At 74.4% G+C, this 18,314-nt stretch carries 15 protein-coding genes; 8 read left to right on the forward strand and 7 right to left on the reverse strand.

Going from position 1 to position 18,314, the window contains the following annotated elements; all coding sequences use genetic code 11:
• Position 1: 1 nt before the first annotated feature.
• Positions 2-1,426 (reverse strand): branched-chain amino acid ABC transporter permease, encoded by a 1,425-nt coding sequence (locus AC3RJ8_RS00860; protein WP_489714089.1) that lies wholly within the window; start codon positions 1,424-1,426, stop codon positions 2-4.
• A gap of 319 nt (positions 1,427-1,745) precedes the next feature.
• Here AC3RJ8_RS00860 and AC3RJ8_RS00865 point away from each other — a divergent pair, with 319 nt between their 5' ends.
• Complete coding sequence (locus AC3RJ8_RS00865) at positions 1,746-4,031, forward strand: S9 family peptidase (RefSeq protein ID WP_489714090.1); 2,286 nt, start codon at positions 1,746-1,748, stop codon at positions 4,029-4,031.
• Between the two features lie 13 nt (positions 4,032-4,044).
• Here the strand turns inward: AC3RJ8_RS00865 and AC3RJ8_RS00870 are convergent, their stop codons facing one another.
• Entirely contained in the window at positions 4,045-4,989 is a 945-nt protein-coding gene (locus tag AC3RJ8_RS00870) for a hypothetical protein (protein ID WP_489714091.1), read from the reverse strand.
• A complete protein-coding gene (locus tag AC3RJ8_RS00875) occupies positions 4,989-6,005 on the reverse strand; it encodes an SPFH domain-containing protein (protein ID WP_489714092.1) in 1,017 nt (338 codons plus the stop codon). Before AC3RJ8_RS00875 ends, AC3RJ8_RS00870 begins: the two co-directional genes overlap by 1 nt.
• 108 nt (positions 6,006-6,113) lie before the next feature.
• Here AC3RJ8_RS00875 and AC3RJ8_RS00880 point away from each other — a divergent pair, with 108 nt between their 5' ends.
• From AC3RJ8_RS00880 to AC3RJ8_RS00890, 3 genes are all read left to right on the forward strand, one after another.
• Positions 6,114-6,869: an NUDIX hydrolase gene (locus tag AC3RJ8_RS00880; RefSeq protein ID WP_489714093.1), complete on the forward strand. Its 756-nt coding sequence runs from the start codon at positions 6,114-6,116 to the stop codon at positions 6,867-6,869.
• 130 nt (positions 6,870-6,999) lie between these two features.
• Positions 7,000-8,268 carry an inorganic phosphate transporter gene (locus AC3RJ8_RS00885; protein WP_489714094.1) on the forward strand — a complete coding sequence of 423 codons (1,269 nt, stop codon included), beginning with the start codon at positions 7,000-7,002 and terminating at the stop codon, positions 8,266-8,268.
• Positions 8,265-8,546: a hypothetical protein gene (locus tag AC3RJ8_RS00890; RefSeq protein ID WP_489714095.1), complete on the forward strand. Its 282-nt coding sequence runs from the start codon at positions 8,265-8,267 to the stop codon at positions 8,544-8,546. Before AC3RJ8_RS00885 ends, AC3RJ8_RS00890 begins: the two co-directional genes overlap by 4 nt.
• A 72-nt stretch (positions 8,547-8,618) precedes the next feature.
• Here the strand turns inward: AC3RJ8_RS00890 and AC3RJ8_RS00895 are convergent, their stop codons facing one another.
• The 3 genes from AC3RJ8_RS00895 to AC3RJ8_RS00905 all read right to left on the reverse strand — a co-directional run bounded on the left by AC3RJ8_RS00895 (position 8,619) and on the right by AC3RJ8_RS00905 (position 11,623).
• Complete coding sequence (locus AC3RJ8_RS00895) at positions 8,619-9,854, reverse strand: glycoside hydrolase family 3 N-terminal domain-containing protein (protein ID WP_489714096.1); 1,236 nt, start codon at positions 9,852-9,854, stop codon at positions 8,619-8,621.
• Positions 9,851-10,297 carry an SRPBCC family protein gene (locus AC3RJ8_RS00900; protein ID WP_489714097.1) on the reverse strand — a complete coding sequence of 149 codons (447 nt, stop codon included), beginning with the start codon at positions 10,295-10,297 and terminating at the stop codon, positions 9,851-9,853. The genes AC3RJ8_RS00895 and AC3RJ8_RS00900 overlap by 4 nt, the downstream gene beginning before the upstream one ends.
• Positions 10,298-10,399: 102 nt before the next feature.
• Complete coding sequence (locus AC3RJ8_RS00905) at positions 10,400-11,623, reverse strand: threonine aldolase family protein (RefSeq protein WP_489714098.1); 1,224 nt, start codon at positions 11,621-11,623, stop codon at positions 10,400-10,402.
• Between the two features lie 194 nt (positions 11,624-11,817).
• Here AC3RJ8_RS00905 and AC3RJ8_RS00910 point away from each other — a divergent pair, with 194 nt between their 5' ends.
• Genes AC3RJ8_RS00910 through AC3RJ8_RS00920 form a run of 3 tightly spaced genes read left to right on the forward strand, consistent with a single transcriptional unit; the run spans position 11,818 to position 16,738 of the window.
• Positions 11,818-12,840 (forward strand): 3-oxoacyl-ACP synthase III, encoded by a 1,023-nt coding sequence (locus AC3RJ8_RS00910; RefSeq protein WP_489714099.1) that lies wholly within the window; start codon positions 11,818-11,820, stop codon positions 12,838-12,840.
• Positions 12,834-15,629: an alpha/beta fold hydrolase gene (locus AC3RJ8_RS00915; protein WP_489714100.1), complete on the forward strand. Its 2,796-nt coding sequence runs from the start codon at positions 12,834-12,836 to the stop codon at positions 15,627-15,629. The genes AC3RJ8_RS00910 and AC3RJ8_RS00915 overlap by 7 nt, the downstream gene beginning before the upstream one ends.
• Positions 15,626-16,738, forward strand: a complete 1,113-nt coding sequence (locus tag AC3RJ8_RS00920) for an NAD-dependent epimerase/dehydratase family protein (RefSeq protein ID WP_489714101.1) — start codon at positions 15,626-15,628, stop codon at positions 16,736-16,738. Before AC3RJ8_RS00915 ends, AC3RJ8_RS00920 begins: the two co-directional genes overlap by 4 nt.
• Positions 16,739-16,759: 21 nt before the next feature.
• Here the strand turns inward: AC3RJ8_RS00920 and AC3RJ8_RS00925 are convergent, their stop codons facing one another.
• The gene (locus tag AC3RJ8_RS00925; RefSeq protein ID WP_489714102.1) at positions 16,760-17,572 is read right to left on the reverse strand and encodes a hypothetical protein; all 813 of its coding nucleotides are present in this window, start codon (positions 17,570-17,572) and stop codon (positions 16,760-16,762) included.
• A gap of 216 nt (positions 17,573-17,788) precedes the next feature.
• Between AC3RJ8_RS00925 and AC3RJ8_RS00930 the strand changes: the two genes are divergently transcribed.
• On the forward strand, positions 17,789-18,304 hold the full coding sequence (locus AC3RJ8_RS00930; protein WP_489714103.1) for a GNAT family N-acetyltransferase: 516 nt from the start codon (positions 17,789-17,791) through the stop codon (positions 18,302-18,304).
• Positions 18,305-18,314 lie beyond the last annotated feature (10 nt).

The raw sequence follows: 18,314 nt of genomic DNA on the forward strand, positions 1-18,314 counted from the left end.
TTCAGCCGATCCGCTCGCGGCGGCCGAGAATCCCCTGCGGCCTGAACAGCAGGACGAGGATGAGGATCACCAGCGCCGAGGCGTACCGCAGGTCGCTGGGGATGAAGAGGTTGGACAGCTCGACGACCTGTCCGATGAGCAACGACCCGACGAACGCACCGAGAGCCGTGCCGAGCCCGCCGAGCGTCACCGCGGCGAACATGAGCAGCAGGAGCTGGACACCGAGCTGCCAGTTGAACGAGCCGAAGGAGACGCCCCACATGAGGCCGGCCAGGGCAGCGAAGCCGGTGGCCATGACCCACACGATGCGGATGATCTTGTCGGGGTCGATGCCGGTGGCCGAGGCCAGGGCGGGGTTGTCCGACACGGCGCGGGTGGCCCGCCCGATGCGGGTGCGGGTGAGGAACCACGCGATGCCCAGGACGCACACGAGGGCGACGACCATGGAGAGCCACGACGCGGTGCTGAGCGTGATGCCCGCGATGTTGAGGGGTTGCGGGTTCCGGGACAGGATGCGCTCGGACCCGCCGCCGATCATCAGCTGGATGACGTACTGCAGGGTGATCGAGAGACCGATCGACACGATCATCAGCTGCATCACCGGCACGTTGCGCTTGCGCAGCGGACGCCAGATGGCGGAGTCCTGCGCGAAGCCCGTGAAGGCGCAGATCGCCAGCGTCAGCAGGCCGCCGACCCAGATCGACATGCCCATCTGGTTGATGGTGATGAACCCGACCGCAGCGCCGAGCGCGAACTGCTCGCCGTGCGCGAAGTTGGACAACCCGGTGGTGCCGAACACGAGGTTCAGCCCGATGGACGCGAGCGCCAGGAGAAGACCGAAGCGGAGCCCCGAGCCGATCTGCTGCCACACCTGGGCGAAGGTGAGCGCCCGCTCGGAGGCGTCGCCCTCCGGCGCCGCCCCGACCCCTTCGCCGTCGTCCGGGACGGCCGGTTCCCCCTCGGCGCCGTCGGCGCCGCCGTCGTCGCTCGGGGTGGCCGGTGCCTCGACGCCGGGTCCGACGCGGAACGCCGCCCGGGCCGTGGCTCCCGTCTGCGCGGTGACGGTGAGCTCGGTCTCCGCCCCCTCTGGCAGCTGCTGGTCGGCGGGCAGCGTGGCCGGGTCGATGGTCACCGTGTACGTGCCGACCTCCGGTGCGGCGACGGTCGCGGGGCCGTCGGCCGGGGTGGTCAGCTCGGCGGTGAAGCCGCCACCGGCCACGGTCACGGCCACGTCGCCGAGGCGGTCGTTGTCCGCGTTCAGCACGAGCACCGCGATGCAGGCTGTTCCGTCGTCGGGCTCGCAGGGGCTGTCGTCGGTGCTCGCCGTCGCTGGTGGTGCGACGAGCATCGCCGGTAGGAGCACGAGCGCCAGCGCCGCCAGGAGGCGGCTCCATCGGCTCGTGATGGTGGGTCGGTCCGCTGTCATCGGACGGGTCCTCCGTCGGGTCATGGTCAGGTCCGGGGTCACCCCCGGGACGGCGACGCACCGCACGGTCATGTAGGCATGCTGAAGCCCCCATTGACCGACACGCGGTGCGAACGTGCGGGAAGTGTAGCGGCGTGGTGTGACCTGGACGACACTCCTGGATCACAGCTGCGTTCCAGGAGCGGGCGATATCGGGCCAGACGTGCGGATCTCGGCGTGCACGGATCGCAAACTGTTGCAGAGCCGTGACCCGTGAGCGCTCCGTACCCGACGCCGGAGGTACACCGTTGCTGTTGGCCTCGCGCCGTACGCTGGGCGGGTGCCTGACGACGTCACCCGCGCCCTGTCCGCCGCGGCGGACGAGACCGCCGCCCCCGCCACCCCGACGACCGCGGAGCCGCGGCCGGCCCCGGCCGCCGTCCCGGGCTCCGCCCCGACCGCCGTCCCGGGCTCCGCCCCGGCCGCGGCCCGCCGCCCGGTCGAGCGGACCCATCACGGCCACACGTTCGTCGACGACTACGAGTGGCTGCGCGCCAAGGAGGACCGCGAGGTGGTCGCGCACCTCGAGGCCGAGAACGCGTGGACCCGGGGTCAGCTCGCCCACCTGGCGCCGCTGCGCGAGCGGGTCTTCGCCGAGATCAAGGGCCGCACCCTCGAGACCGACCTGTCCGTGCCCGTCCGCCAGGGCGCGTACTGGTACTACGTGCGCACCGTCGAGGGGCAGCAGTACCCGTTGAACGCCCGGGTGCCGGTCGCCGGTCCGGACGACTGGGCGCCGCCGTCGCTCGCGCCCGGCGAGGTGCCGGCCGGCGAACAGCTCCTGCTGGACCAGAACGCGGCCGCGGCGGGGCACGACTTCTTCTCGCTCGGGTCCTTCGCGCTCTCCGGCGACGGCAGCCGCCTCGTCTACGCCGTGGACACCACGGGCGACGAGCGGTACACCGTGCGCGTGCGCGACCTGACCGCGGGCGAGGACCTGTCCGACGTGATCGAGGAGACGTTCCCGGGTGCGGTGATCACCCCGGACGGGCGCCACGTGTTCTACACCACGGTCGACGAGGCGTGGCGGCCGTACCGGGTCTGGCGGCACGTCGTCGGCACCCCCGCCGCCGACGACGTCCTGGTGTTCGAGGAGCCCGACGAGCGGTTCTGGGTCGGGGCGGGCCTCTCCCGCGACGGCCGCTTCGTGCAGATCGAGCTGGGCTCCAAGAACACCAGCGAGTCCTGGCTCCTGGAGTCCGACGACGCCGCGGGCGAGTTCCGCGTGGTGTGGGAGCGCCGTGAGGGCGTCGAGTACACGGTCGAGCCGGCCGTGCTCCCCGGGCGCGGGCAGGCGCTGCTGATCCTGCACGACGACGGCGCGCAGAACTTCGAGCTGGTCGTGGCGGACGTGCCTGCCGCCGGCGCCGGACCGGCGGACCCCGCCGACGCCGCCGTCGTCGTCCCCCACGACCCGGACGTGCGGCTGGAGTCGGTCGACGCGTTCGCCACGCACGTGGTGCTCGGCGTGCGCCGCGACGCCACCCCGCGCGTCGCCGTCGTCGCGCTCGACGGGCTCGTGCCGGGCGTTCCGTGGACCGCCCGCGAGCTCGAGTTCGACGAGCCGCTGCACTCCGCGGCGCTGGCCGCCAACCCCGAGTTCGCGACCCCGGCGCTGCGCGTGCACGGCACCTCGTTCGTCACGCCCGCCACCGTCTACGACATCGACCTGGCCACCGGCGAGCGGATCGTGCGCAAGCGCCAGGAGGTGCTCGGCGGCTACGACCCTGCCGACTACGCCCAGAGCCGCGAGTGGGCGACCGCCGAGGACGGCACCCGCGTGCCGATCTCGCTGGTGTGGAAGCGGGATGCCGTGACGCTGGACGCGGCGGGCACCGGCGCGGACCCGGCGCCGCTGCTGCTGTACGGCTACGGCGCCTACGAGATCAGCATGGACCCCTACTTCAGCGTGCCGCGCCTGTCCCTGCTGGACCGCGGGGTCGTGTTCGCCGTCGCGCACGTACGGGGTGGCGGCGAGATGGGCCGTACCTGGTACGAGCAGGGGCGCCTGGAGCACAAGCGCAACACGTTCACGGACTTCGTGGCGTGCGCCCGGCACCTGGTCGGCACGGGCTGGACGACGCCGGAGCGCATGGTGGCCGACGGCGGCAGCGCCGGCGGACTCCTCATGGGCGCCGTCGCGAACCTGGCACCGGAGATGTTCGCGGGTGTGCTGGCCGGGGTGCCGTTCGTCGACGCGCTGACCTCGATCCTCGACCCGTCGCTGCCGCTGACGGTCGTGGAGTGGGACGAGTGGGGCAACCCGCTCGCCGACCCGGAGGTGTACGCGTACATGCGCTCGTACTCGCCGTACGAGAACGTGCCCGACGACGCCTCGCACTACCCGCGCATCCTTGCGGTCACGTCGTTGCACGACACGCGCGTGCTGTACGTCGAGCCGGCCAAGTGGGTGGCCCGGCTGCGGGCCGCCGGGGCGCCGGCGCTGCTCAAGATCGAGATGTCCGCCGGGCACGGCGGCGTCTCGGGGCGCTACGCCCGCTGGGAGGAGATCGCTTTCGAGCACGCCTGGACGCTGGACGTGCTCGGGCTCGCCGACGGGTCCTGAGGCGCTCGCGGCGTCAGGGACGCACGAGCCGCAACGGTTCGTCCCCGGTGCGCACGGTCACCGTCTGCCCCCAGCCGGCGACGAGGCGGTCGTCCTCCATGCCGTCGCCGAACACGACGAGACGGTCGGACGCGACGGTGAGGGCGACGTCGTCGCCGGGCTCCACGCCCCCCCCGGTGCACCGCACGCCGGTGGTCGGGGAGGGCCAGGCCTCGCGGACGAACCAGCCGAGGTGTCCGTCCGACCGGCCGGGAGCGCGTCGTCCGCCACGGTCGTGCGCGAGCGACGCCCACCAGCCGGTGGCACCCGTGCCCGTCGCGACGAGCAGGCCGGACGACGACTGGCGCTCCGACCCTGCCGCGCACCGCAGCGTGTACCGGGCGCTCTGATGGGTCGGGTGGCCGACGAACACCTCGTTGAGCGCGGTCAGGTGCTGGCCGTCGTCGAGCTCGGCGCGCACGGTGGTCAGGGCGTCCACGGCCAGCCGAGCGGCGGGGTCGGACGCCGAGGCGCTCGCCGCGCCGTCCGTCCGCCCGCCCGTCGCGTCGCCCGCGAGGCCGCGCAGCAGCGCCGTCGCCGCAGCCACCGTGTGCCGCACGAGCACGCCCGCGTTGACCCCCGGCTCGGGGTCGACCCCGAGCACGGGCTGCCCGCGCAGGTACTTGGCGACGTTGGCCACCAGCCCGTCCTGGCCCACGACCACGACGACGTCCTCCGGGGCGACGAGGAACCGCGGCAGGTCCGCCCGCTCGACGTCGGCGCGGGCCCACTCGGGCGGCAGCGCGCCGACGACGGCGTCCCGGGCGGCGGCGAGCGCGTCGTGCCGCGCCTGCACCTCGGCCAGGTCCCGTCCCCGGCTGCGCAGGAAGAACTCGGCCTGGCCTCGGGTGCCGTGCCGGTCCAGCAGGTCGTCGAGCTCGGTGCGCCGGTGCACGACGACGGCACGTCGGCGCAGCATCACGCCTCCGCGGTGGGTCGGGTCGCGGCGACGAGCGAGCCGAGGGCCCCTGTCAGCAGGTCGGGCGTGACGGTGAGGTGCTCCACGTCGGGCAGCGAACGGGCGGCGTCCCGCAGGGCGAGGGCCACCAGGGTGCCCTGCCCGGCCTCGCGGTAGACCTCCATCCGTGCGCGCTCGGCGGCGGCCTCGGCCTCGCCGACGGTGCGCACCGACTCGGCCTGGGCCTCGCTCGTCAGGCGTGAGCGCTCGGCGTCGGACCGCGTCTCGACGAGGGCGGCCGCGGCCTGCTCCTCGGCCTCGCGGCGGGCGTTGGCGCCCTCCTGGGCGACGAGGCGCTCGCGGCGGGTGGCGAGCTCGATCTTGCTCGCGAGCTCGTTCTCGGCGATGGCGCGTTCCCGCTCGACGGCGAGGGCACGCCGTTCGTAGGTGGCGCGGTCGGCCTCCGCCTGGACGTGCTCGCGGGCGGGGGTCTGCAGGGCGCGCTCGACGTCCTTCTCGGGGCGGACCGCCAGCACCTGCACCCCGATGACGGCCAGCCCGGTCGCGGTGAGGCGGGGGTGGGCGGGCAGCGCGTCGGTGAGCAGGGTACGCACGCGCGGCACGCCCGCCGTCATCGACTCGTCCAGGCTCATCGTGGCCAGGACGTCGGCGGCGCGGCTCTGCGCGAGCTGCCCGACGATGGTCGTGACCTGGTCCCGGCCCGCGGTGCTGGTGGCGCCGTCGTGCGGGTCGACGGCGAAGTCGAGCCGCTGCGAGGCGGTGACCGGGTCCGTGAAGCGGTAGGTGACGTTCGCCTGGACCGTGACGTCCTGGTGGTCGGCGGTGGTGGCGTGGAAGAAGACGGGCAGCTCCTGGTCGTCGACCGGGACCTCGCTGAGAACCGACGTCCTCGGGCGGAACCAGAAGGCCTGGCCGACGCCCTCGTGCGCGACCCGGCCGCGGCGCAGGTGGACGACGTGACCGGTCGGGCTGCCGAGGAAGTGCCGGACCCAGGGGTAGGTGCGGATGGTGGCCATGGGTTCCTCCGGGTGTTTGTGTCGGCATGACAATTAATGGCTGTCGCAGTGACGATAACCGGTGACCGGGTTATCGTCAACCTGACGCGATGCCGCTATGGTGGGCTCGTGACCGCCGAGATCCCGGTACCGCCGACCGCCGCGCTGCTGCCCGTGACCGTCGACGTCGTCGCGCTGACCGTCCGCGACGACACGCTGCAGGTGCTCCTCGTGGAGCGTGCGGTCGAGCCCTTCCGGGGCGAGCCGGCACTCCCCGGCGGCTTCGTGCTGCCCGGTGAGGGGCTCGTCGGCGCTGCGACCCGGGAGCTGGCCGAGGAGACCGGCGTCGCGCCCCCCGGGCACCTCGAGCAGCTGCGCAGCTACGGACCCCTCGACCGCGACCCCCGCGGTCCCGTGCTGTCCGTCGCCCACCTGCTGCTGGCCCCGCACTTCGGTGTCGTGCGGGCCGGGTCCGACGCCGGCGCCGTCGCCTGGCACCCCGTCGCGGACCTGCTCGACGGCGGGCCGCCGCTCGCCTTCGACCACGCCCGGATCCTCGCCGACGGCGTCGAGCGGGCGCGGGCCAAGCTGGAGTACTCCCCGCTCGCGACCGCCTTCTGCGGCCCGGAGTTCACCGTCGCCGAGCTGCGCCGCGTCTACGAGGCGGTCTGGGGCGTCGGGCTCGACCCGCGCAACTTCTCGCGCAAGGCGCTCGGCACCCCCGGGCTGCTCGAGGCGACCGGGCGCTCGACGTCCGGCGGTGCCGGTCGCCCGGCGGCCCTGTACCGCGCGGTCCGCCCGGTGGTGCGGCCCGCGGCAGAGCAGGGCGATCCCGCGGCCCTCCCCGCCGTCCTCAACCCGCCGCTGCTCCGCCCGGGGAGCTGACGCTCGCGTTCGACCCGCGGCGGCCGACACTCGAACCCTGAGTGAACATCAGGTGAACTCTGGTCGAACAGTTCACCCGGAAGACACTCGACGTCCGAAATCGCCCCGGGCCGGGCGCCACCATGGTCCCGTGACCGAGACACTCCTCCTCGTGCTCGTCGTCGTGACCGCGCTGGCCTTCGACTTCACGAACGGTTTCCACGACACCGGCAATGCCATGGCGACGTCCATCGCGACCCGTGCCCTGCGCCCCAAGACCGCCGTGCTGCTGTCCGCCGTGCTCAACATGGCGGGGGCCTTCCTGTCCCTGGCCGTCGCAGCGACCATCGCCAAGGGCCTCGTCGACGCCGGCGCCATCAGCCTCGAGGTGGTGTTCGCCGGTCTCGTGGGCGGCATCGTCTGGAACCTGCTCACCTGGCTCCTCGGACTACCGTCCAGCTCGTCCCACGCGCTCGTCGGCGGGGTGATCGGCTCCGTCCTGGCCGCCGCGGGCACGTCCGGCGTCATCTGGTCCGGCGTGCTGTCCAAGGTGCTGCTGCCCGCCCTGCTGGCCCCCGTCATCGCGATCGGGGTCGCCGGGCTCGGCACCTTCCTGGTGGCGCGGCTGACCCGCGGCGTGGCGCAGGAGGTCACCAGCCGCGGCTTCCGGTGGGGGCAGGTCGGGTCGGCCTCCCTGGTCTCCCTGGCGCACGGCACCAACGACGCCCAGAAGTCGATGGGCATCATCCTGCTGGCCCTCATCACCGCCGGCGCGGTCCCCGCAGACTCCAGCGTGCCGTTCTGGGTGATCCTGTCCTGCGCGTTCTTCATGGCGCTCGGCACCTACCTGGGCGGCTGGCGCATCATCCGCACGCTCGGCAAGGGGCTGGTCGAGATCGACAGCCGCCAGGGCATGGCCGCCGAGACCTCCTCCGCCGCGGTCATCCTGCTGTCCAGCCACTTCGGCTTCTCGCTGTCGACGACGCACGTCGCCACGGGGTCGATCCTCGGCTCCGGCGTCGGCATGCCCGGCGCCACGGTGCGGTGGGGCGTCGCGGGCCGGATGCTCGCCGCCTGGGGCCTCACGCTCCCCGCCGCCGGTCTCGTCGGTGCGGTCTGCTTCTGGATCCAGCACGTCATCGGTGGGTTCTTCGGCACGTTCCTCGTCTTCGCGCTGCTCGTGGGCACCTCCGTGACCATCTGGGTCGCGTCTCGCCGCCAGCCCGTCGACCACAGCAACGTCAACGAGGAGTGGGACGAGGCCAAGGGCGCCCGGCTGCGGACGACCGTGGCCACCACCGGCGAGGTCGGCGACCCGCAGGTCGGCCCCGTCGTCGAGGAGCGCCTGGCCGCCTCCGTGGCCCCGGCGATCTCGGCGACGCGCACCAACACCACCGGCACCGACGGAGAGCAGCCATGAACGGACTCATCGAGTGGAGCTCGCTCGGCCAGGTCGTCGTGGCCGGCGTCATCGTCGGTGCGGGCATCCCCGCGCTGTTCGCCCTGGGCCTGCGGCTCGTCGCCGGCACCGCCGAGTCGCCGCGTCGCGGCTCGGGCGCCGGGCGGGACGGCAGGGGACCGGTCGTCATCGCCCGGCCCTCGCCGTGGCGGATGGTCGGCGCCCTGCTGTGCTTCGGCACCGTGGTCGGGGCGGTCGCCGCAGGGCTGGTGTTCCTCGCCGCGGGCGGGCACAGCTAGGAGGCCACCGGGTGGCCGGGCGCCGGCGACCACCGGTCGGCCGGGCGCCGGACGCTGGGTGTACCTGATGAGCTAGGGCAGCTCGGCCTTGGACGCCAGCACCCGGGCGACGGCGTCGTCGACCTGGCTCGCGAAGGCGGGGTCCTGCTCGGCACGCGCGACCAGGGCCTCCGCCATCGCCGGGACGACGGTCGGGTCGGCGGACGCCAGCACCAGGTCCGCCCCGGCGGCCACGGCCTCGACGGCACGCTCGGCGGGAGCGAGGCCCGCCACCGCGGCGGCCGCGGAGACGTCGTCGGTCACCACGACCCCGTCGAACTCCAGGTCGTCGCGCAGCAGGTCGACCACCGCCGGAGAGAACGTCGCCGGGTTCTCCGGGTCGATCCGGGTGTACACGGCGTTCGAGAGCATGACGAACCGCACCCCGGAGTCGATGCCCTCGGCGAACACCTCGACCGACGCGGAGTCCGCGGTCACCGTGTCGTCCGAGACGTGCTTCGTGGTGTCCGTGTTCTGGGTGACGTGCCCGAGCCCCGGGAAGTGCTTGATCACCGGCTCCACCCCGGAGGCCTGCATGCCCGCGGAGAACGCCGTCGCGGAGCGCACCACGGACCCCGCCGTGTTGCCGTAGTTGCGCGAGAAGTACCCGATCGGGGCGTTCGCCTGCTGGTTGTCGGCGGGCACGAGGTCCATCACGGGCGCCAGGTTGAGGTTCACCCCCGCGTCCGCGAGCTCGGCGGCCCAGCCGGTCGCAGCCTCCTCCAGCGCCGCGGGCTCCCACCCGGCCTGCTCCGTCGCCGCCGGCAGCTCCGAGAAGCCGGGGCCGCGCAGCACCTGCACGCTCCCGCCCTCCTGGTCGGTCGCGACGAGCATCGCAGGTGCGTCGTCGGGGGCCAGGTCCGTCATCGAGGTCACCAGCGACCGGGTCGCGTCGACGCCCGCCTCGCTGCGACCGTGCAGGAACACGTTGCCCACCTGGTGATCCTCGATCGCCGTGCGGGTCGCGTCGCTGACGGTCGCGGAGTCCGCCGGGGTCCCCACCACGAGGAGCTGACCCACCTTGCGCTCGAGGCTCCACCCGGCGACCGTGTCCCGCGGTGCCGGCGTGCCGCCGTCGGACGCGGTGGTGGAAGGGCTCGGCGACGGGCTGCCGGGCTGTGTGGCGCCCGTGGTGCCCGACGGCGGTGGCCCACCCGTGGATCGTTCCGGGGCAGGCTCCGGGGTCGGCGACGACGGGCCCGGGCCGCTGCAGGCCGCCAGTGTCGCGCAGGTCAGCGCGACGACGACCGTCGCCCGGGCGCGCCTCACGGACCGGAGGTCGGTGCGGAGTCCCGGTGCGCGAGCGTGGAAAGCGCCTCGCGCCAGTGCTGCTCGGAGCGGTGGGCGTGCTCGGCCGTGTCGATGTTGCCCTGCACCACCGTGACCAGCGTGCCGCCGTCGTCGGCGTCCAGGGTGATCCGGATGTCGTGGTGGTTCTCGGGCAGGTCGGGGAGCTCGCCGAGCGGCGAGAAGTGGGTGAAGTGCAGCAGGTGCGGACGGTCGACGGCGATGATCTCGCCCCTGTCCGCGAACTGGCGGCCGAAGAAGTGTCCCTCGAAGGTCACCGGGCTGCCGGGACGGAAGTCCGTCTCGATGTTGGCGCCCAGCATCCACTGCGCACCCGGGTGCATGAGCTCCGCCCAGACACGTTCCGGCGGCTCGGCGACGTGGGTCGACGCGGTGGCGGTGAACCCGTCGGTGTGCTCGGTCATGGCGTCTCCTGGGTCGTGCTCGGGCGGGCCGCCCCGTCGCGGCCTGTCAGCACGACGGTAACGCGGGCCCCGCGACGCGGCCGAATCCACGGCCGCCCCTGCTCACCGGAGGGCGGCGGCGACGGCGGCGACGAAGGCGTCCACCGCCTCGACCGGCGTGTCCCACGAGCACATCCAGCGCACCTCGACGCGGTCGGGCGTCTCGCCGGGCGCCCAGTCGTAGAACCGGGCCTGCTCCCGCACGCGGTCGGCCGCCGCGCGGGGGAGCGTCGCGAACACCGCGTTCGCCTCGACGGGGCGCGTGATGCGCACGCCGCCGACGTCGGCACCCGCCGCGGGCGCGGGCGCCGCGGGGTCGAGCACGCTCGCCGTGTGCAGACCGTCCCGCAGACGGGTGGCCATCGCGTTCGCATGGGTGGCGTTGCGCCACCACAGCGGTTCGACGGCGGTCGTCGCCGTCACCTCCGGGGTCACCGGCTCCGCGACCGCTCCCGCACCCACGGGCGTGCCGGGCTCCCCGAGCAGCGCGAGGAGCTGCGCGGAGACGAACCGGGTCTTGGAGGCGAGCTGCATCGTCGCCTTGCGCAGGTACGGGACCGCTGACGCCGCGTGCTCGCGCAAGGCACCGCCGTCGTACCCCGACCCGGGCACCACCGGCGCGTCGGACGGCCCGAGCACCACGACGGCCTCGCCGATCATGCCGCCGATCTTCGCGGCGCCGAGCGAGACGACGTCCACGCCGAGGTCGGTGGTGAGCGCGCGCAGGGAGCAGCCGAGCGCGGCGGCGGCGTTGGCCAGACGCGACCCGTCGACGTGCACCGCCATGCCCAGCCCGTGCGCGGTCTCCACCAGCCTCCGCAGAGCCGCCACGGAGTAGACGGTGCCGAGCTCGGTCGACTGGGTGAGCGACAGCACGCCCGGGTGCGCCCGGTGCACGTCGTGCCGCTGCCCGGCCCACCGTTCCACGTGGAACGGCTCGATCCGGCCGTCGGTGGACGGGCACGGCAGCACCTTGAGCCCGCCGACCCGCTCCGGCGCGCCGTTCTCGTCGGTGTTGACGTGCGCGACGTCGGAGGTCACCACGCCGCCCCACCGCTCGGACAGCGCCATGAGCGAGACGACGTTCGCGCCGGTGCCGTTGACCAGCGGGAACGCGAGGGCGCCGGCGCCGAACACCTCGCGCACGCGGGCATCGAGGCGAGCGGTCCACGGGTCGTCGCCGTAGGCGACCGCGAACCCGTCGTTCGCCGTGGTGATCGCGGCGAGGACCTCGGGGTGCGTGCCGGCGTAGTTGTCGGAGGCGAACGGGGGGAGCGGGTTGGTCACCGGTCCAGGCTAGGACCCGGCGAGCCGCACCGGGACGTGTCGCGATCCACAGTGCGGCCGGAACGGCAAGGAGGCCCTGAGCGGCTTAACCTCAAGGACGGGTGTCGACACGCCCACCGCGCCGGGGCCTGACCCAGGACCCGGCGGATCGTCGTCGTTCCGGCGCCTCGAGCGACCGGATGTCTGGAGCTCGAGTGTCTGGAAACGCCACCACCAGGTTCGGCAACGTCGCGCTGCTGTCCGTGACGAGCCGGCTGCCGTCCCGGGTCACGACCTCGGCCGACGTCCAGGAGCGTCTCGCGCCTGCCCTGTCCCGCCTCAAGCTGCCGACGACGCTGCTCGAGCGGGTCGCGGGCGTCGAGGCGCGGCGCAACTGGGGTCCGGACGAGGACGCGAACGATGCCACGGTCGCGGCGGGGGCCGCAGCCCTGCGGGAGGCCGGTGTGGAGCCGGACGACGTCGGCCTGCTCATCAACACGTCCGTGACGCGCAAGCACCTGGAGCCGTCGGTGGCGGTCGGGCTGCACCACGGGCTGGGGCTGCCGAGCTCGGCGGTGAACTTCGACGTGGCGAACGCCTGCCTGGGCTTCATCAACGGCATGAGCATCGCCGCCGGGATGATCGAGTCGGGTCAGGTGCGGTACGCGGTGGTGGTTGCCGGCGAGGACGCGGACGACATCCAGGACGTGACGGTCGAGCGGCTGCTGCGGGACGACGTCGGGCGCGAGGACTTCATGACCGAGTTCGCGTCGCTGACCCTCGGCTCGGGCTCCGCGGCGGCGGTGCTGGGCCGGGCGGACGAGCACCCCGAGGGGCACCGGGTCCTGGGCGGTGTCACCCGTGCCGCGACGCAGCACCACCTGTTGTGCGTGGGCAGCACGGAGGGCATGTTCACCGACGCCCAGGGGCTGCTCGAGGGTGGCCTGGAGCTGGTGGTCGACGCCTGGAAGGACGCGACGGCGGACTGGAGCTGGGGTGGGATGGACCGGTACATCACCCACCAGGTCTCGCGCGTGCACACGAACGCGATCGTGGAGGCCGTGGGCCTGGACCGGTCGGCGGTGCCGACCACGTTCGGCCACCTGGGCAACGTCGGGCCGGCCTCCGTGCCGCTCACGCTCGTCGAGGAGCAGGAGACGCTGACGGCCGGTGACCGCGTGCTGCTCATGGGCGTCGGCTCCGGGATCAACACGGCGATGATGGAGCTCGCGTGGTGAGGTCGGGCGCCGGGACGGTCCCGCCGGGTCTGCCCGGCCTCGACCCCCGGTTCAGCCATGTGCTGCGCGTGCCCGACGGCGGTACCCCGGTGAACGCTGCCGGTGGCGACGAGTGGCACTACCTCGACAACGGGCCGGAGCTGTCCGCGCGCGGCATCGAGCCGGTGGGCACGGTGCTGGCCGTCCACGGCAACCCGACGTGGTCGTACCTGTGGCGGGACCTCCTGACCCTGGCCACGGACCGGGCGGTCGAGGAGGCCGCCGCGACCGGTGAGCGGCCGGGCGGCGTGCCGGACGCGTGGCGGGTGGTCGCCGTCGACCAGCTCGAGATGGGGCTGTCCGCCCGCTCCGGGCGGTTCCGCGGCCTGCCCGAACGGGTGGCCGACCTCGGGGCGTTCACCGACGCGCTCGGCCTGGACGGCCCGGTGGTGACGCTCGGGCACGACTGGGGCGGCGTGGTGTCCCTCGGCTGGGCCGTGGACCACCCCGAGCTCCTGGCGGGTGTCGCCCTGCTCAACACCGCGGTGCACCAGCCCGACGGGGTGGCGGTGCCGGCGCCGCTGCGGCTGGCGCTCGCCCCGCCGGTGCACCGGCTGGGGACCAGCACGACCCGTGCGTTCCTCGAGACCACCCTGGCGCTGGCCCACCCGCGGCTGGCGGCCGACGTCGCGGACGCCTACCGGCTGCCGTACCGGACCGCCGACGACCGTGCCGGGATCGAGGGGTTCGTCGCGGACATCCCGGCGTCGGCGTCGCACCCGAGTCGTCCGGAGCTGGACCGGATCGCGGCCGGCGTGGCGGGGCTGGACGTCCCGGCGCTGCTGCTGTGGGGACCGCGCGACCCGGTGTTCTCGGACCGGTACCTCGACGACCTGGTCCGACGGCTCCCGCACGCCCGGGTGCACCGGTTCGAGGGCGCCGGGCACCTGGTCGCGGAGGACGTCGACTACGCGGGCCCTGTTCTCGGCTGGTTGGGTTCGGTGCGGACGGACGAGTCGCGCGCCGACGCGTTCACGGGCCCCGGGGGGCCCTCCACTTCGGGTTTGACGTCGGCGCGCGACTCGCCCGACCGCACCTCCGCTGCGTCCGGGCCGGTAGCCTCGCCGTCGGACAGCGAGTTCCGGCCGATGTGGGCCGGGTTGGACGAGCGCGCCGCCGACGACGCGACACGCACCGAGGCCGCCGTGCTCGACATGTCCCGCACCGGTCCGGCGGCCGTGAGCTGGCAGGCCCTCGACCGGCAGGTGCGGCGCATCGCCGCCGGCCTGCACTCGATCGGGGTGCGCCGCGGGGACCGGGTCTCGCTGCTGGTCCATCCCGGACCGACGCTGACCGCCCTCGTCTACGCCTGCCTGCGCATCGGCGCGGTCGTGGTCGTGGCCGACGCCGGCCTCGGCGTCCGTGGCCTGACCCGCGCCCAGCGGGGCGCCTGGCCGCAGTACCTGGTCGGGCAGACGAAGGCGCTGGCGGCCGCACGGGCGTGCGGCTGGCCGGGGGTGCGGATCGCGGCCGACCCGCTGGACGCCGTGACGCGCCGGGCGCTCGGCGTGGAGCACGAGCTGGTCGACGTCGCCCGGGCCGGTGAGGGGCTCGGCCTCCCCGCCGAACCGGGGCCGCAGGACGCGGCCGCCGTGCTGTTCACCTCCGGGTCGACCGGTCCCGCCAAGGGCGTCGTGTACACGCACGGGCAGCTCTCGGCGCTGCGGGATGTGCTGGCCGAGCACTACGACGTGCGTCCCTCGTCGGGGCTCGTCACCGGGTTCGCGCCGTTCGCGCTGCTGGGGCCGGCGCTCGGCACCCGCTCCGTCACCCCGGACATGGACGTGTCCGCGCCGCGCACCCTCACCGCCCGGGCGGTGGCCGACGCCGTGCGGGCGTCGGACGCGCGCATCGTGTTCCTGTCCCCGGCGGCGATCCTCAACGTCGTCGCCACCGCGGGGTCGCTGCAGGACGTCGACCGGAGCGCCCTCGAGCGCGTCGAGACCTTCCTGTCCACCGGGGCACCCATCAGTGCCGAGCTGCTCGGGTCGGCGCAGTCGCTGATGCCGACCGCGAGCGCTCACACCCCGTACGGGATGACGGAGTGCCTCCTGGTCACCGACATCGACCTCGACGGCATCCGCGAGGTCGCCGACGCACCCGACGACGGCGTGTGCGTCGGCCGCCCCTTCGCGGACGGCGCCGCCGGCGGGGTGACCATCAGCGCGCTGGACGACGACGGCGCGGCGACCGGGGCGCCGTCGTCGGGTACCGAGGTGCAGGTCGAGACGCACGGCGTGCTCGGCGAGGTGCTGGTGCGCGCACCGCACCTCAAGGAGCGCTACGACCGGCTCTGGCTCACCGACCGGGCCGCCGAGCGCGACACCCCGCCCGGGCGCTGGCACCGCACCGGGGACGTCGGGCACCTGGACGGCGAGGGGCGGCTGTGGATCGAGGGGCGGCTCGCGCACGTGCTCACCACGGCCGACGGACCGCTCGCGCCGGTGGGTCCCGAGCAGTCGATCGAGCGGGTCGAGGCGGTGCGCCGGGCGGCCGTGGTCGGCGTCGGACCGGCGGGCGTGCAGCAGGCGGTCGCGGTGGTCGAGCTGGTCGAGGGCGTGCGGCGTCCGGGGCTCGCGCCCGTCGTTCTCGACGCGGCCGTGCGGGCGGCGTCGTCGGTGGCGCTCGCGGCGGTGCTCGTGGTGCCGCAGATGCCGACCGACGTGCGCCACAACTCGAAGATCGACCGGGCGCGACTGGCCGGCTGGGCGTCGGGCGTGCTCGCCGGTGGCCGGGTGAGCGCGCCGTGACGGTGCTGGTCACTGGCGCGTCGGGGCTCCTCGGCGGTTCGGTGGCGCAGGCCCTCGTCGCGCGCGGTGAAGCGGTGCGGACCCTGCAGCGCCGTCCGTCCGGCGTGACCGGGGTCGAGGACGTGACGGGGTCGGTGACCGACCCGGCGGTCGTGGCCCGTGCGCTGGACGGGGTCGACGCCGTCGTGCACCTCGCCGCGAAGGTTTCGCTCGCGGGGGACCCGGCGGAGTTCGCCGCGGTCAACGTCGAGGGGACGCGGACGCTGCTGGACGCCGCTGAGCGGGCGGGCGTGCGGCGGTTCGTGCAGGTGTCCTCGCCGTCGGTGGCGCACGCAGGGGCCTCCCTGATGGGCGTCGGTGCGGAGCCGGCCGACCCGCAGCGTGCGCGCGGCGAGTACGCGCGCACCAAGGCGGCCGCGGAGCTGCTGGCCCTGTCCCGGGACCGAAGCGCTGCCGGTGCCGGTGCCGGTGCCGCGCGAGCGTCTCTGTCCGTCAGGAATCAGGGCGGGAATCCTGACGAACAGAGACGCTCGCAACCAGGGGCCGACGGCGGTGCCCCGGCCGGCCGCGGAGACTTGCGCGTCGTGGCGGTGCGGCCGCACGTCGTGTGGGGGCCGGGTGACACCCAGCTGATCGAGCGGGTCATCGACCGCGCGTCGTCCGGGAGGCTGCCGCTGCTGGGCCACGGTGCCGCCCTCATCGACACGACCTACCTGGACAACGCGGCGGACGGTATCGTCGCGGCGCTCGACCGCCTGGACGACAGCGCCACGGTGGTGCGCGGGCGGGCCTACGTGCTGACCAACGGTGAGCCGCGCACCGTGGCGGACCTGCTCAACGGCATCTGCCGGGCCGGCGGCGTGGAGCCGCCGCGGTGGCGTGTGCCCGCGGGGCTGGCCCGCACGGCCGGCGGCGTGATCGAGGCCGTCTGGCGGGTGCGCCCCGGCGCCGACGAGCCGCCGATGACCCGGTTCCTCGCCGAGCAGCTGTCCACCGCCCACTGGTTCGACCAGCGGGCCGTGCGCGCCGAGCTCAGGTGGCGTCCGGCGGTGGGCATCGACGAGGGGATGCGCAGGCTGGCCGCGCACTACGGCGGGACGGCGGACTGAGGCCCGGCCGACCGTGCGCCCTCACCGCGCGACGGAACCCGGCGGAGGAGACGGGAACCGGCCGGCGGCGACGGGCAGGGGGCTCGACACCTCCACGACGGCACCGATGCCACCGACGAGGAAGGCCACGGACCCGATCGTGTAGCCGCCGTTGACCACGACATCGGCCCACCGCTCCCCGAGGTCCGGGTCGACCAGTCCGGGCAGGGCCGACAGGAGGAACATCCAGCTGCCGGCGAGGTTGAGGGCCGCGACCCGGGTGCCGAGGTCGTGCGCCGGGCGGGCCTCGGCGAGGTAGAGGCGGCTGGACCAGACGAACCCGACGCCGCCCAGCGCGCTCGGGAACCACACCGTCCAGAGGGCCGTCGCGCCGGTCGCGCCGAGCTGGGCGGCGATCGTCGAGGTCTGGAAGACGACGCCCGCGGCGACGAGCTGGATGAGCGAGGCCTTGCCCGCCGTCGTGCGCCACCAGCCGCCGGCCGGACCGAGGGTCCGGGCAGCGCCGACGGCCTCGAGGACCGCCGCCACGGCGCCGATCGAGAACAGGATCGATCCGGCGAGGTCGAGCGTGGTGCCCCAGCCCGACCCGGCGAGGCTGAGCGGACCGCCGACGACGAACAGCACCGACCCCGCGGCGAACAGCGCGCCGAGCCACCGGGCGACGGCCTGCTGACGGCGCGAGCGCGGGTCGGAACGGTCCGCGCTGCGTGCCTTGCGGTGCCACCGCCCGTTCCACGCCTGCGTGCGGCCGTCCGCGGAAGCCTCCAGATGGACGAGGCGGTCGTCCACGTGGTGGGTCGTCGTCCCGTTGTCCGTCCTGACGGTCGTGCGCATCGTCACCTCTGCTGTGCGTCGTCGCCCGGACTGGTCGCTCCGCAGCGGTTCGTCGACCCGCTCTCACCGGTCGGTCACGACGACCCTAGGCAGCGGGGCCGCGCCGCGCACCCGCTGCCGCACCGCGTACCCCGGGCAGGGCGATCCGTCCACAGCACCGGCGGGCGGACCTGAATTCCTGTGCACCGCCCGGCCGGCGTCGGGCAGAATCCCCGCATGTCGCTGATCCTGCGCCCGCCGCTGCCCGACGACGAGACCGTGCTGCGCCGTCTGCACGACGAGCTCGCTGCCGACGGGTTCGACTTCCTGCTCGCCGAGGGGACGTGGGACGAGGTGCTCGAGCAGGTGCATCGTGAGGCGGTGGGCACCGACCTGCCGCCGGGCCGTGTCCGGGCCGACTTCCTCGTGGCGGAGGTCGACGGCGAGCCGGTGGGCCGCGTGTCGATCCGGTACGCGCTCACCGAGTTCTTGCGTGAGGTCGGCGGGCACGTCGGCTACGGCGTGGCACCCGCGCACCGCCGCCGGGGGTACGCCACCGAGATGCTCCGGCAGTCGCTCGCGCGGCTCGCCGACGCCGGCGTGGACCGCGTGCTGGTGACCTGCGACGAGGACAACGCCGGGTCCGCCGCCGTCATCGAGGCGTGCGGCGGCGTGCTGGAGGACGTGCGCGCCGTCGAGGGCGTCGCGCCCAAGCGCTGGTACTGGATCGACGCCCGGGCGGCCGTCGGCTGACGGAATCGCC

The sequence above is a fragment of the Isoptericola sp. MSGPD8_1_ISO-PGPR-S23-394 genome (assembly GCF_058072785.1).